This is a genomic window from Enterococcus sp. DIV0561 (genome assembly GCF_050539875.1).
Taxonomy (GTDB): domain Bacteria; phylum Bacillota; class Bacilli; order Lactobacillales; family Enterococcaceae; genus Enterococcus; species Enterococcus faecalis.
In genome coordinates, this window is the sequence record NZ_CP172927.1 from 1,092,607 (window position 1) to 1,106,245 (window position 13,639).

Annotated in this window: 14 protein-coding genes; all 14 read left to right on the top strand. The window is 36.9% G+C overall.

Features of this window, described 5'->3' with window-relative positions; translation table 11 throughout:
• Positions 1 to 29: 29 nt before the first annotated feature.
• The 14 genes from IGM13_RS05370 to IGM13_RS05435 all read left to right on the top strand — a co-directional run bounded on the left by IGM13_RS05370 (position 30) and on the right by IGM13_RS05435 (position 13,609).
• Positions 30 to 1,412: a bifunctional metallophosphatase/5'-nucleotidase gene (locus IGM13_RS05370; RefSeq protein WP_002382165.1), complete on the top strand. Its 1,383-nt coding sequence runs from the start codon at positions 30 to 32 to the stop codon at positions 1,410 to 1,412.
• 34 nt (positions 1,413 to 1,446) lie between these two features.
• A complete protein-coding gene (locus IGM13_RS05375; RefSeq protein ID WP_002357954.1) occupies positions 1,447 to 2,076 on the top strand; it encodes a YutD family protein in 630 nt (209 codons plus the stop codon).
• A gap of 5 nt (positions 2,077 to 2,081) precedes the next feature.
• Positions 2,082 to 2,852 (top strand): TIGR01457 family HAD-type hydrolase, encoded by a 771-nt coding sequence (locus tag IGM13_RS05380; RefSeq protein ID WP_002366490.1) that lies wholly within the window; start codon positions 2,082 to 2,084, stop codon positions 2,850 to 2,852.
• Positions 2,840 to 3,493, top strand: coding sequence for a TIGR01906 family membrane protein (locus tag IGM13_RS05385; protein WP_002382167.1), 654 nt, complete (start codon positions 2,840 to 2,842; stop codon positions 3,491 to 3,493). Before IGM13_RS05380 ends, IGM13_RS05385 begins: the two co-directional genes overlap by 13 nt.
• A gap of 126 nt (positions 3,494 to 3,619) precedes the next feature.
• Complete coding sequence (locus tag IGM13_RS05390; protein WP_002366491.1) at positions 3,620 to 4,189, top strand: DUF1836 domain-containing protein; 570 nt, start codon at positions 3,620 to 3,622, stop codon at positions 4,187 to 4,189.
• Entirely contained in the window at positions 4,182 to 5,042 is an 861-nt protein-coding gene (locus IGM13_RS05395) for a DegV family protein (protein ID WP_002357950.1), read from the top strand. Before IGM13_RS05390 ends, IGM13_RS05395 begins: the two co-directional genes overlap by 8 nt.
• Before the next feature lie 117 nt (positions 5,043 to 5,159).
• Positions 5,160 to 5,861: an MIP/aquaporin family protein gene (locus IGM13_RS05400; protein ID WP_002382168.1), complete on the top strand. Its 702-nt coding sequence runs from the start codon at positions 5,160 to 5,162 to the stop codon at positions 5,859 to 5,861.
• Between the two features lie 173 nt (positions 5,862 to 6,034).
• Positions 6,035 to 6,739, top strand: a complete 705-nt coding sequence (gene yycF / locus IGM13_RS05405; protein WP_002357947.1) for a response regulator YycF — start codon at positions 6,035 to 6,037, stop codon at positions 6,737 to 6,739.
• A gap of 6 nt (positions 6,740 to 6,745) precedes the next feature.
• On the top strand, positions 6,746 to 8,575 hold the full coding sequence (walK, locus tag IGM13_RS05410) for a cell wall metabolism sensor histidine kinase WalK (protein ID WP_002419179.1): 1,830 nt from the start codon (positions 6,746 to 6,748) through the stop codon (positions 8,573 to 8,575).
• Positions 8,572 to 9,882, top strand: a complete 1,311-nt coding sequence (locus IGM13_RS05415; RefSeq protein ID WP_002382169.1) for a YycH family regulatory protein — start codon at positions 8,572 to 8,574, stop codon at positions 9,880 to 9,882. Before walK ends, IGM13_RS05415 begins: the two co-directional genes overlap by 4 nt.
• Positions 9,882 to 10,736, top strand: a complete 855-nt coding sequence (locus IGM13_RS05420) for a two-component system regulatory protein YycI (RefSeq protein WP_002365516.1) — start codon at positions 9,882 to 9,884, stop codon at positions 10,734 to 10,736. The genes IGM13_RS05415 and IGM13_RS05420 overlap by 1 nt, the downstream gene beginning before the upstream one ends.
• A gap of 56 nt (positions 10,737 to 10,792) precedes the next feature.
• On the top strand, positions 10,793 to 11,599 hold the full coding sequence (locus IGM13_RS05425) for an MBL fold metallo-hydrolase (RefSeq protein WP_002357943.1): 807 nt from the start codon (positions 10,793 to 10,795) through the stop codon (positions 11,597 to 11,599).
• A 210-nt stretch (positions 11,600 to 11,809) separates the two neighbouring features.
• Entirely contained in the window at positions 11,810 to 12,724 is a 915-nt protein-coding gene (locus tag IGM13_RS05430; protein WP_002357942.1) for a permease, read from the top strand.
• An 18-nt stretch (positions 12,725 to 12,742) separates the two neighbouring features.
• On the top strand, positions 12,743 to 13,609 hold the full coding sequence (locus IGM13_RS05435; protein WP_002419178.1) for a TIGR03943 family putative permease subunit: 867 nt from the start codon (positions 12,743 to 12,745) through the stop codon (positions 13,607 to 13,609).
• The last annotated feature ends 30 nt before the right edge of the window (positions 13,610 to 13,639 follow it).

Genomic DNA, 13,639 nt, shown 5'->3' on the forward strand with positions numbered 1-13,639 from the left:
CAGAGCGCTGAATAAAGGAGGCGATTTTAGTGGAAGAGATTGTGTTGTTCCATACCAATGATCTTCATTCTCACTTTGAAAATTGGCCCAAAATACGGCGTCTGGTTAAAGCCAAACGTTCGCTGTACCAAAAAGAGGGCAAAACAGTCGTAACCATTGATTTAGGTGACTTTTCAGATCGGTGTCATCCTTTGACCGAAGCAACAGATGGTCGAGCAAATGTAGCTATAATGAATACATTAGCGTATGACCTGGTTACAATTGGAAATAATGAAGGAATCGGCAATTCAAAGAAACAATTAGAGCATTTATATGATCAGGCAACATTTGAAGTGGTCTTAGCTAATTTAGAAGACCCAAAAACCCAAACGTTACCAGATTTTTGTCAAGCATATAAAATTATGACAACTAAAGAAGGCACAAAGTTAGGGTTTATTGGCTTAACCGCACCATTTCCTTTAACGTATAATCCTAATGGCTGGACAATCAAACAAGTGGAAACAGTCCTTCCTCAACTGATTACAGAAGTTGCGCCTCAATGTGATGTTCTCATTTTGCTTAGTCACTTGGGGATAGATACTGATTTTATGATTGCGGCGAATTATCCTGAAATTCAAGTGATCTTAGGTTCCCATACACATCATTTATTTAAAGATGGTGAAAAAATTAATCATGTACAACTAGCAGCTGCTGGCAAATATGGACAGTATATGGGTGAAGTGCATCTGTTTGTGGATGCCGACACGAAGCAAGTTACAAGTTATGCGAAAACCATTGAAACAGCAAGTTTAGAAGAGCAAGCAACTGATGCCAAGGAAATTGCGGGTTACTTAACGGAAGGTCATCGACTATTGCAAGCGCAGCAAATTGCACAAATCCCTGAAACCTTGTCAACGGACTTACGGCAACCGTATGCCTTTATAACTGTTGCCTTGAAGGCGTTAAAAGAAGCGGGACAGACCGAAGCGGCTGTGTTAAACAACGGGTTATTTTTAGCAGATTTACCAGAAGGAATAATCAATGCAGACCAATTACATGAGGCTTTGCCTCATCCAATGCACTTAATCAAGGTTACCTTGAAAGGGTCAGACATGAGCCGTTTGATTCGTGAAATGGAAAAAAGTCGTCAATTTCTGCGGAAATTTCCGATTCGCGGGATGGGCTTCCGCGGAAAAATTTTTGGCGAATTATGTTATGATGGGATTCGTTTTGAGCGAAATAGCCAGACCGTTTTTTGGCAAGGGAAACCTATTCAGCCAGAGCAGAAGTATACGTTGACAACAGTGGATCACTTTCAATTTGTTCCGTTTTTCCCAACGATTGAGTTAGTTGGAGAAGTCGAATTTTTATTTCCAGACGTTTTAAGAACTGTCGTGGCGAACTATCTGCATGCCCACTATCCAATCAAATAAAAACAAGGTATAATAAAAACTAGGTGGTGAAAAAATGACAGACAAAAAGACAACCGAAAAAAAAGAAACAGAAACTGCTGCAACCTTTACAGAAGAACTAACAGCAGTTCTTGAAGAAATAAAAGAAGAACCTGTAAAAGAAAAGAAAAAAGGGGAAATTGTCACCATTGTGAATGAAACAGATATTCAAATTGGTGAAAGAGAGTACCGAATTGTTAAAAATCATCGTGATGCCTTTGATCCTGAACGCTTAGGTGAACGGTTTAGTGAAGTATTAGCGCGTTATGATTATATCGTAGGAGACTGGGGCTATGAACAGTTACGCTTGCGTGGCTTTTTTGATACTTCTAATCGTCGGGCAGCGCCGGATCAACGCATTGATACACTAGAAGACTATTTGTATGAATATTGTAATTTTGGCTGTGCCTATTTTGTAATTGAACGAACAGGGGAACGTAAAGAAAAAACAACGCATCGTCGTCGTCGCCATAAAAAAAATAATCGTTCTAACGCGTTTGTCGAGGAAAAGAGTGCGCCCGCTAATAAAAATAGCAAGCCAGTGATTCGTACGCGAAAAGAAGAAAATAAAAAAACGACTACACCCAAACAGCCTAGTCCCAAAAAATCTGGCAAAGGCTTTACGATTCGTCAACGTGAGGAGTAAACAGAGTGAAAAAAGACTATCAAGGATATTTAATTGATTTAGATGGAACGATTTATTTAGGAAAAGAACCAATTCCAGCCGGAAAACGTTTTGTCGAGCAGTTACAGGAAAAAGATTTGCCTTTTTTATTTGTAACGAATAATACCACTAAATCTCCTGAAACAGTGGCACAACGTTTAGCAAATGAATTTGATATTCATGTCCCAGCATCCCTTGTTTATACAGCGACTTTAGCGACGATTGATTACATGAAAGAAGCCAATCGGGGCAAGAAAGTCTTTGTCATCGGCGAGGCTGGTTTAATTGACTTAATTTTAGAAGCAGGTTTTGAATGGGATGAAACAAATCCTGATTATGTTGTCGTGGGACTTGATACAGAATTATCTTACGAAAAAGTGGTTTTAGCTACCTTAGCCATTCAAAAAGGGGCGTTGTTTATTGGGACCAATCCAGATAAGAACATTCCGACAGAAAGAGGCTTATTACCTGGTGCAGGTTCAGTTGTGACGTTTGTGGAGACAGCTACTCAAACAAAACCAGTTTATATTGGCAAACCAAAAGCGATTATCATGGAACGAGCCATTGCGCATTTAGGCGTGGAAAAAGAGCAAGTGATTATGGTTGGAGATAATTATGAAACCGATATTCAATCAGGGATTCAAAATGGTATTGATAGCTTGTTAGTTACATCAGGTTTTACCCCTAAGTCAGCTGTTCCAACTTTGCCAACGCCACCAACCTATGTTGTTGATTCCTTAGATGAATGGACTTTTTGAGTATGATGAGGTCGAAATTGCGTTTAAGGGAAACACTTGGACTCATTTGTTTGTTTTTAACGATTGTGGCTTTAAGTATCACGATCACGATTAATTTTCGTCCATTGTATCTTTTTGATATCCAACACTTAAATATTTTAAAAGACGTAGAGGTTGATCGTGTGACCTTGATTAAAAATTACGATCATTTAATGATGTACTTAAACAATCCTTTTGAAAAAACATTAGTATTTCCTGACTTTCCAATGTCTGATAGCGCGGCTTTTCATTTTTATGAAGTGAAAAAATTGTTTTTATTGTGCTATGGCGTATTACTAGTTACGTTGTTGCCTAGTGTCCTTTATTTAAAATATTTGGTGAAAAATCAGCGTTTATGGACATTGATACGGCCATTTCAGTGGGGAATGTTTTTGCCTGTGCTTTTTGGCTTTTTCATGCTGATTGGCTTTGATCAATTTTTTATTGCGTTTCATGGATTATTTTTTAACAACGATGCTTGGTTATTTAATCCGCTGACTGATCCGATTATCAATGCCTTACCTGAAGCCTACTTTATGCATTGTTTTATCTTGTTTTTTGTTTTATTAGAAGGCCTGTTTTTGATAGGTATTTTAATCGGAAAACGTTCTTTAAAAAAATAAAGAGAGAAAAGTGAACAATTCCAAAATTGCTCGCTTTTCTTTTTTATTCAATCTAGTTTTAAAAACTAGATTGAATAATTGTCAAAAGTATGATATTCTTTTTTAGAAATGGTTAGGAGGGTTTTTATGGACGAGATAGAAAAATCACTACAAGATTGGGGCCAACAATTGGAAAATGTTCATTTGCCAAGATGGCATGAGTTACCAGATATTGAATTATATATGGATCAAGTGATTACTCTGATAGAAAAATACTTATCCCCATTGATTACACTGGAAAAACATACTTTGTTAACGTCCTCAATGGTTAATAATTATGTCAAACACGGGTTAATCCCGGCCCCGGTGAAAAAGCGCTACAATCAAAAGCATTTAGCGTTTTTAATTGCGATTACGTTGTTGAAACAAGTGTTAACATTACCAGAAATTAAGCAAGGCATTTTATTCCAAGGAGCTACGGTTGGTATTCGTGAAGCGTACAATTTATTTTGTCAAGAACAGGAACGAGCGATTTATGTGATTGCTGCTCAAGCGCAAGAAAAAGAAGTTCAGACCAAATCACAAGAACCTATGGGGATTGAATATTTGGCTGTAAAAGCAGCGACAATGTCTTTTGCTACTAAAATGTTTAGTGAAAAAGTGATTGAATTGGAACAAGAATACTTAAAAGAAATGGATGAGATGACACATGAATAAAGAAAAGATCGCACTACTGGTTGATTCTGGGACAGATGTTCCAGAGGCATTAGTCAAACAATACGGCATGTATGTCTTGCCTTTACAGATTATTTATCCTGAAAAAACCTATACAGATAAGGTAGATATTACACCAGAAGAAGTGTATCAACGTTTAGAGAAAGAAATCCCTAGTACTTCATTACCAGATGGCGCAACAATCCAAGCTATTTTTGACAAAATTAAAGAAGCGGGTTACGAAAAAGTCTTAGCGGTGACCATTTCTAGTGGTTTAAGTGGAACGTATAATGTGGTTCGCTTGCTTGGAGAACAAACCGAAGGACTAGATGTATTTGTTTTAGATACAAAGAACATTGGTATCGGGGCTGGCATTCAAGCGATTCGAGCAGCAGAATTAATTGAAACAGGATTAGGATGGCAAGAATTACAACAAAAATTGACAGAAGAAGTAGCCAACGCAAAAGTATTTTTTAATGTAGCCACTTTAGAATATCTACAAAAAGGTGGACGAATTGGTTTAGTCACTTCTATTTTAGGGAATGCGCTAAAATTAAACCCTATTATTTCTTGTAATGAAGAAGGCATTTATTATACGGTGGCTAAGTCTCGTGGCCGTAAAAAAAGTCTTGATAAAACGTTTGAGTTGGTGACGAACTTTATAGGTGAAGCGCCCCGTTTTCGTTTGGCAGTTGCTCACGGTGCGGCAGAGGAAGAAGCAAAAGCAATGATGGAACGCTTGAAAGCGGCTTTTCCACAAGCAGAAGAAATTTACTTTGGAACGATTAGTCCGGCATTAGTTGTTCATACAGGACCAGGACTTTTAGGTGTTGGCATACAGTTATTAAATGATTGATTAAATGAAAAATCCTCTCAAATTTTTTTGAGGGGATTTTTCATTTAAGATTTCTCTTTTTCATAGAAATATCATTTTACTGGAAAAACAACGAAAATTATATTGAAAATTTCACGAATGTGTTACAATTCATCTACAAAGGGGGAATTTTTTGTGAAAAAAGCAATAGCAGAATGTTTAGGAACATTTATTCTTGTCTTTTTTGGGACAGGAACAGCCGTTCTAGGAAATGGTATGGAAGGGATTGGAACAACGGGGATTGCCTTAGCATTTGGCTTAACAATCGTTGCTGCTGCCTATAGTATTGGCACAATTTCAGGTGCACATCTAAATCCAGCTGTTTCTCTAGGAATGTGGCTTAATAAACGAATAACAACAATGGAACTAATCTACTATGTAGTGGGACAAATTGTTGGTGGCTTGATTGCCTCATTTGCATTATTAAGCATTCTAAAAGGTGCTGGTAAAAGTATTGAGAACTTAGGTCAAAATGGCGTAGGGGAATTGAGCGTTGCTGGTGCATTGACAGTCGAAATTATTTTAACATTTATTTTTGTTTTAGTTGTCATGACAGTTACAAGTGCTAAGAAAGGCAATGCTTCATTAGCAGGAATCGTAATTGGGTTAACACTAACAATGATTCACTTAGTCGGCATTCCTTTGACAGGAACTTCTGTCAACCCAGCTCGTAGCATCGCGCCAGCCGTTTTTGCGGGTGGTTCAGCGTTATCTGAGTTGTGGATTTTTATCGTTGCGCCATTAATTGGTGGATTATTAGCCGCTCTTGTAGCAAAATTCGTCTTAGATACGGAAGAATAGATTAGCGGAAGAAGAATCTTTGATAACAAGCGTCAATTGTTGTCAGAGATTCTTTTTTTGTTATACTAGGAGAACCTGAAGGCGCATTTTTAGCTAAAGATGAAAACATCATCAAAATAAGGTATAATAGGAAAGTATCAAATAAGATTAGAAGGAAAAAGAGGTGTCTCTTTGTGAAGAAAATTTTAGTAGTTGATGACGAGAAGCCAATTTCAGAGATCGTTAAATATAATTTGGTTAAAGAAGGATATGAAGTATTTACTGCTTATGATGGAGAAGAAGCACTTGAAAAAGTGGAAGAAGTGGAACCAGACTTAATTATTTTAGACTTAATGCTCCCTAAAATGGATGGCTTAGAAGTCGCGCGAGAAGTGCGCAAAACACATGACATGCCAATCATTATGGTGACTGCCAAAGATTCTGAAATTGATAAGGTTTTAGGATTAGAATTAGGCGCTGATGACTATGTAACGAAACCATTTTCAAATCGTGAATTAGTTGCTCGTGTAAAAGCCAATTTACGGCGAGGTGCAACCAATGCGAAAGAAGCCGAGGTGACAACGCAATCTGAATTAACAATTGGTGATTTAACCATTCATCCTGATGCATACATGGTCTCAAAACGGGGTGAAAAAATTGAATTAACCCACCGTGAATTTGAGTTACTTTATTACTTAGCAAAACATATCGGACAAGTCATGACTCGTGAACATTTATTACAAACCGTTTGGGGTTATGATTATTTTGGGGATGTGCGGACAGTGGACGTAACCGTACGTCGTTTAAGAGAAAAAATTGAAGATAGTCCAAGTCATCCAACGTATTTAGTTACTCGTCGTGGGGTTGGTTATTATCTAAGAAATCCTGAACAGGAGTAATCAGGTATGAAGAAAAAAGTTCACTTTTTTCAATCTGTTAATTTTAAGATTGCTTTATCATTTATTCTGCTGTTACTGATTGCGATTCAAATCATTGGTGGCTATTTCATTCGTGAATTGGAAGCCACTACAATTTCCGATTTTAAGAAAAATATGGATTCTCAGGTTGTCCAATTGTCAAATACGTTAAGTACGCAGATGAGCAACAAAGATCTCGAACGTAGTGATGTTGATGCAAATTTAAAAAAAGCGTTATCGGATTTTTCAAATGCAGATATTTCTGAAGCGAGAATTGTCGATGATAAAGGGATTATTCGGGCAACCAATGATTTAAATCAACAAAATATTATTGGGAAAAAGAATGATTATCGTGATTTAAATGACTTTACGAGTAAAAAATATCAAGCTTTAGATAATGATAAACGCGTGTATGTGAATGTCCAGCCGATTCAATCGCCTACTGGAGAAACAGTGATTGGTGTCCTTTATGTGAAAAGTAATTTAGAAAATAAATACCAAGAAATTACCAACACAGCAAGTATCTTTTTCACTGCTTCTATTATTGCCGCAGCAATCTCGATTATTGTGACCTTACTGATTGCACGATCAATCACGAAGCCGATTGGGGAAATGCGCGAGCAAGCCCTTCGAATCGCTCGTGGTGATTACGCTGGAAAAGTAGAAGTCCATGGAAAAGATGAATTAGGCCAATTAGCAGAAACATTTAATCAATTATCAGAACGGATTGAAGAAGCACAAGAAACAATGGAAGCAGAAAGAAATCGTTTAGATAGTGTCTTAACGCATATGACAGATGGCGTCATTGCGACGGATCGCCGCGGAAAGGTGATTACGATTAATGAAATGGCCCTTTCATTATTAAATGTAAAAAATGAAAATGTGATTGGGACCTCGTTATTAGAGTTGTTAGATATTGAAGAAGACTACACATTACGGAAGCTGTTAGAAGAGCCAGATGAACTGCTGATTGATCGCTCAACGTCTGATCGTGAAGAAGACCAAATGATTATCCGGGTAGACTTTACGATGATTCGTCGGGAATCAGGATTTATTACTGGCTTAGTTTGCGTACTTCATGACGTCACAGAACAGGAAAAAAACGAACGGGAAAGACGGGAATTTGTTTCCAATGTCTCTCATGAGTTGCGAACGCCTTTGACAAGTATGCGTAGTTATATAGAGGCTTTAAGTGAAGGGGCTTGGGAAAACCCTGAGATTGCGCCGAATTTCTTAAAAGTCACGTTAGAAGAAACCGACCGGATGATTCGTATGATTAATGATTTGTTAAATTTATCTCGGATGGACTCTGGGAATACACATCTTCAATTAGAGTATGTGAATTTTAACGAATTGATTAATTTTGTCTTGGATCGCTTTGATATGATGATTGAAAATGAGCAAAAAAATTACAAAATTCGCCGTGAATTTACTAAACGCGATTTATGGGTAGAGTTAGATACAGACAAAGTAATTCAGGTTTTAGACAACATTTTGAACAATGCGATTAAGTATTCGCCAGATGGTGGCGTCATTACCTGCCGACTAGTTGAAACACATAATAATGTCGTCTTTAGTATCTCGGACCAAGGTTTGGGCATCCCTAAAAAAGATCTCGGGAAAGTCTTCGAGCGTTTTTATCGTGTGGATAAAGCACGTGCGCGAGCACAAGGTGGGACTGGTTTAGGTTTAGCAATTTCTAAAGAAGTAATTCGGGCCCATAACGGGAGTATTTGGGTGGAAAGTACAGAAGGTGAAGGATCGACTTTCTATATTTCACTACCATATGAACCTTATGAAGAGGATTGGTGGGAATGATGAAATTATCAGAATGGATTACAAGAATTGGCTTGATTTTGATGGTCATTTTAAGTATATATTTTTCAGTCAATATCTGGCTGAATTCTGCCAAAAAAATACCAGAAATGAAGTCGGGAAGCCAAGTCACAACAGCTGTCAATGAAAAAGCCATTGGCGATGTCTATTTACCTTTGCAATTGATTCGAATAACTGATGGAAAAGCGATGCAAAGTAATCGTGAAACATTAATTAGTAATGTTCAAAATGATATTAAAATGGCTACGTTTGGTAAATTGACACAAGTTGTGACAAAAAATGCAGAGCAACTTAAGCGCTACAATCAAATGGACCAAGGTATTGAACTTCTTTATCAAGGTCCCTTTTTAATCTCGGACTATGCTTCGATTTATAATCTATCCATTAATTTTACTAACTTTAATGAGTTGACGGACCAGTATTTTACGAAAATTCAATTGGATTTTAACGAAAATAAGATACGTTTTTTAGATTATGACCAAGCCAACGTCTATGAAGCGCCCATGACTGTCAATAAGGCGCGCTTACTGGGAATTATCAATAAAGAGGGATTGCAATATCAAGACGTTTCCGAAAATACGCTAACCAAACAAGGGCAATGTTATTTAACCAATGATATGAAGTTGAAAAAGTACAGTTATATTTTAGCTTCGCAACCAGTTACTCGTTTTAGGAATGCTTTTTTCAATGAAACGGAAGATATTCAAACCAATGAAGACAGTCAAGATTTAACCTACACGAGTAAAGAAGAACGATTGTTTGCAGAAGAAAAACTGGGAAAAATCGATTTTAAAGGGACCTTGCCAGAAGAGAATAAACGGGATTCAATCTATAATCAAAGCTTTTCTTATGTAAAACGTTTAGGAACCAATATGGGGAATTTACGTTACTTTGATCGAACGAAAGATAGTGTCAATTATCGGACTTTTGTGGAAGGTTTCCCAGTGTTCAGTAATGATTTAAAAGGCCAAGTGGATATTCGCATCACGAACAACGATGGTGCTGCGCCAAGCGTAACCATTAACACAAGTGTGAATACGATCCAAGTGCCGATCCCTTCAGAAGAAGAAGTGACGCTGGAAAGCACGGAAAAATTGATTAAGCGTTTAGAAACGGCTGGTGCTAAAAAGGAAAAAATCCAATCGGCTGTTATCGGTTATACGTGGCAGACAATTGAAGAAGTCAAACAAGTCGTTGATTTAAGTCCGGAATGGTATGTCCTTTATAACAACAATTGGTACACTGCAACGGACTTGGTAAAACAATTACCAAGCTTGGAGGTGGGCTAATGGATTTTAAACGAATTGAGTGGATTTTCTTCTTAGCATTTTTAGGATTAAATATCTTTTTATTTGGAATTTATCGGGAAGGTCAACAAGAGGAGAGCAACGTCTCTTCTTCCAGCCAAACAGAATCGATTGAAAGTCGGTTGGAAAAAGATAACATTTCGTATAAAGGGACACTTTCTTCAGAACGATTGGAAGGCTATTATTTAAGTGGCGAACAAACCAATTTTTCTGCTGCTTTAAAAATCCAACGTGAAAAGAATAAAAACTTTTTGAGAAATGGGCTGCAAATTGCGGATAATACTTTAACGAGTGTGCCTAGTAAAAACTATTTTATTGATCCTAAGAAAATTGATAAAGATTTAAGTACCTTTTTAAATGAAAAAAATGCTTTATTATTCGGAGACGAATATCAATACTTACCAGAATTTTCTCATTTAAAAGAGCCGACGGCAGAAATTGTGGCTGCACAATCATATAAAGGAATTCCCTTTAGAGACGACACGGCAAAATTAAGTATTTTAGCAGATACGTCAGGTGAATTATGGAAAATTAGTAAATATTCGCAAACGCACATTGAAAATATTGAAGAGTTACGAGACAAAACGGATTTATATTCCAATCGTGATGCGATAGACACGCTCTATATGAATAACCGCATTCCTAGTAATTCCAAAATAACATTCATTAAATTGGCCTATTCAAGAATTTATAAAATTCGTGAGAAAAATGTATACGTTCCAGTCTGGTTTGTAGGAATTTCTACTGGTGAAGATTCAGTTGAAATTGAACAGGTGAATGCCGTAAGTAATACCATCATCACAAATAATACTGTGCCAAAGGTGGAAAAACATTAAGGTCCGTTGTATAATGAAACACGTTAATGTTGTAATGTAGAAGGGAAGAGTTTTAAATGGATTCAGAGTTTGCTTTTAATATCAGTGTTCTTGCCAGTGGCAGTACAGGCAATTCCCTTTTTATTGAAACCAACCAAAAGAAAGTATTAGTAGATGCGGGTTTAAGTGGCAAAAAAATCACTTCACTGTTAGCAGAAGTCAATCGCAAACCAGAAGATTTAGATGCGATTTTAGTTACACATGAACATCGGGATCACATTCACGGCGTTGGCGTGTTAGCGCGAAAATATAAGTTAGATGTCTATGCTAATGAAAAAACGTGGCAAGCGATGGATCCCATGATTGGCAAAGTCGATGTCGCTCAAAAACATATTTTTGAAATGGGCAAAGTTTTGACCTTGGGAGATATGGACATTGAAAGTTTTGGTGTCTCACATGATGCGATTGCGCCTCAATTTTATCGTTTTCATCGCAATAATCGTTCCTTTGTTGTTCTAACGGATACAGGTTATTGTAGCGATCATATTCGTGGTACGATTGAAAATGCAGATGCTTATTTAGTCGAAAGCAATCATGAAATTGAAATTTTGCGAGCAGGACCTTATCCATGGAGTCTTAAACAGCGGATTTTAGGAGATAAAGGCCATTTATCCAATGATGATGGTGCTCTTGTAATGGCGGATGTGTTAGGTGATAAAACAAAACGCATTTATTTAGGTCATCTTAGCAAAGAAAATAATACGAAACTTCATGCGCGAATGGCAATGGAGTCTACTTTGAAGCAAAAGGATTTAGGCGTCGGTGAAGCATTTAAGGTATATGATACAGACCCCGATTCAGCCTCAGAGTTATTTCAAATTTAGAATAATGGTGGTTTATCAGTTTTTGAGCGTGGAGCAAAAATCCAAAGTGATTTTTGTCCCATGCTCATTTTTTGTTCTTTTATCTAGTTGGTTTGACAGAGACATCGGTGATAATACTTTTAAACTCTTAGTTAATTTTTTGACAAATACTTGTGTTTGTCTGGTGTTAGGAGTATAGTTAACTAGATTTTTACTAGTGGGAGGTCTATGATGTTTCAATTTTTACCAAACTCTGTTTTACAGATGAGCACTATTTTTCTTTCGATTATTATCGAAGCATTGCCTTTTGTCATGTTAGGTTGTTTGATTTCAGGCGCTTTACATGTTTTTTTAACACCAGAACGAGTAAAAAAAGTGTTACCTAAAAATAAATTTTTATCAATTTGTGTAGGGAGTTTCCTAGGGTTTTTCTTCCCTTCTTGTGAATGCGGGATCGTACCAATTGTGCATCAATTTGTTAAAAAAGATGTACCAACACATACTGCTTTTGCTTTTATGTTAACGGCACCAATCATTAATCCAATTGTGCTATTCTCAACATACGTAGCTTTTAGTGGCGCAACAAAATTTGTGATTTGGCGAGTTTTGGGCAGTATGATTGTCGCGTGGGTTATCGGCATTTGGTTAGCTTATTTTCGAAAAGAATCAATTTTAACAGAAAAAGAGTTGGCGCAGATTAAAGAAGAGCAGGTTGCTCATACGCATGAACACGTTGATGAAGCTCGTTCATTTTGGAAAAACGGCTGGTCAGCGTTAACCCATAGTATTGATGAATTTTTTGATACGGGTCGTTATTTAATTTTTGGTTCCTTGTTGGCAGCAATCATGCAAACCTATATTCCAACTGGTGCACTTATGCAACTGGGCCATTCAAAAATTTTAGCGATTCTAGTCATGCTAGTCATCGCTGCTACTTTATCACTTTGTTCAGAAGCAGATGCATTTATTGGTTCTTCTCTTTTGAGTTTGTTTGGCACAGGACCAATTGTCGCCTTCTTAGTTTTTGGTCCAATGGTAGATATTAAAAATTTATTGATGATGAAACGTTATTTTAAAATGTCATTCATTGTACAATTTGTTTTGATAGTGGCGCTTGTCGTAACTATTTATGCGGCAGTAGTTTAGAAAGGAGGCCTACAATCGATGATACGATTTATTATTTTAATTGGATATATGGGGTTGATGATGTATCTTCAAATTTCAGGTGAGCTGAACCAATATATCAATATTCATTATAATTACTTAGCTGTTTTATCAATGGTTTTAGCTTTTATTATGGCGATTGTTCAATTGATTTTGTGGAACCAAGCAGATCCATCAATGCCAAAAAAACATGAAGACATGCACCATCATGGGGGACATGAACATCATGGCCATCAGCATAATTTGGAAAAACCCAGCCAAAGAGGGCTTGCCTATTTACTACTTTCTTTACCGTTGATTGTTGGCTTATTATTTCCGACAGTTAGTTTAGACACAACAATTGTTGAAGCAAAAGGCTTTAACTTTCCGGTAAGTAAAGAATCAGTAGGGGATCCTGATATGCAAACGCAATATTTGAAACCTGATACAAGTATGTATTTCAATAAGACGGATTATGATAAGCAGATGGCAAAAGCCATGAAACAATATGATGGCCAATCTGTGATTTCAATTACGGATGAAAACTATTTGGAAATTATGGAACTAATCTATAATTATCCAAGTCAATTTGCAGGAAAAAGGATTTCTTATAAAGGCTTTGTCTATAATTCAAAACGAGAAGAAAGTGTTGACCAATTTGTTTTCCGTTTTGGGATTATTCATTGTGTCGCTGATTCTGGCGTTTTTGGCTTGTTGGTTCATTTTCCTGAACATACGCAATTTCAAAACAATGATTGGGTAACGATTACCGGCACGGTTGAGTTGTCCTATTATCCACCGTTTAAACGACAAATACCAACTGTGCAAGTGGAGAAAGTCAAAGCAGATCAAGCACCAAAAAATCAATATGTCTATCGTTCCTTTTAAAAAAAGTTGGTTGCTTCCTTATCAAATGGA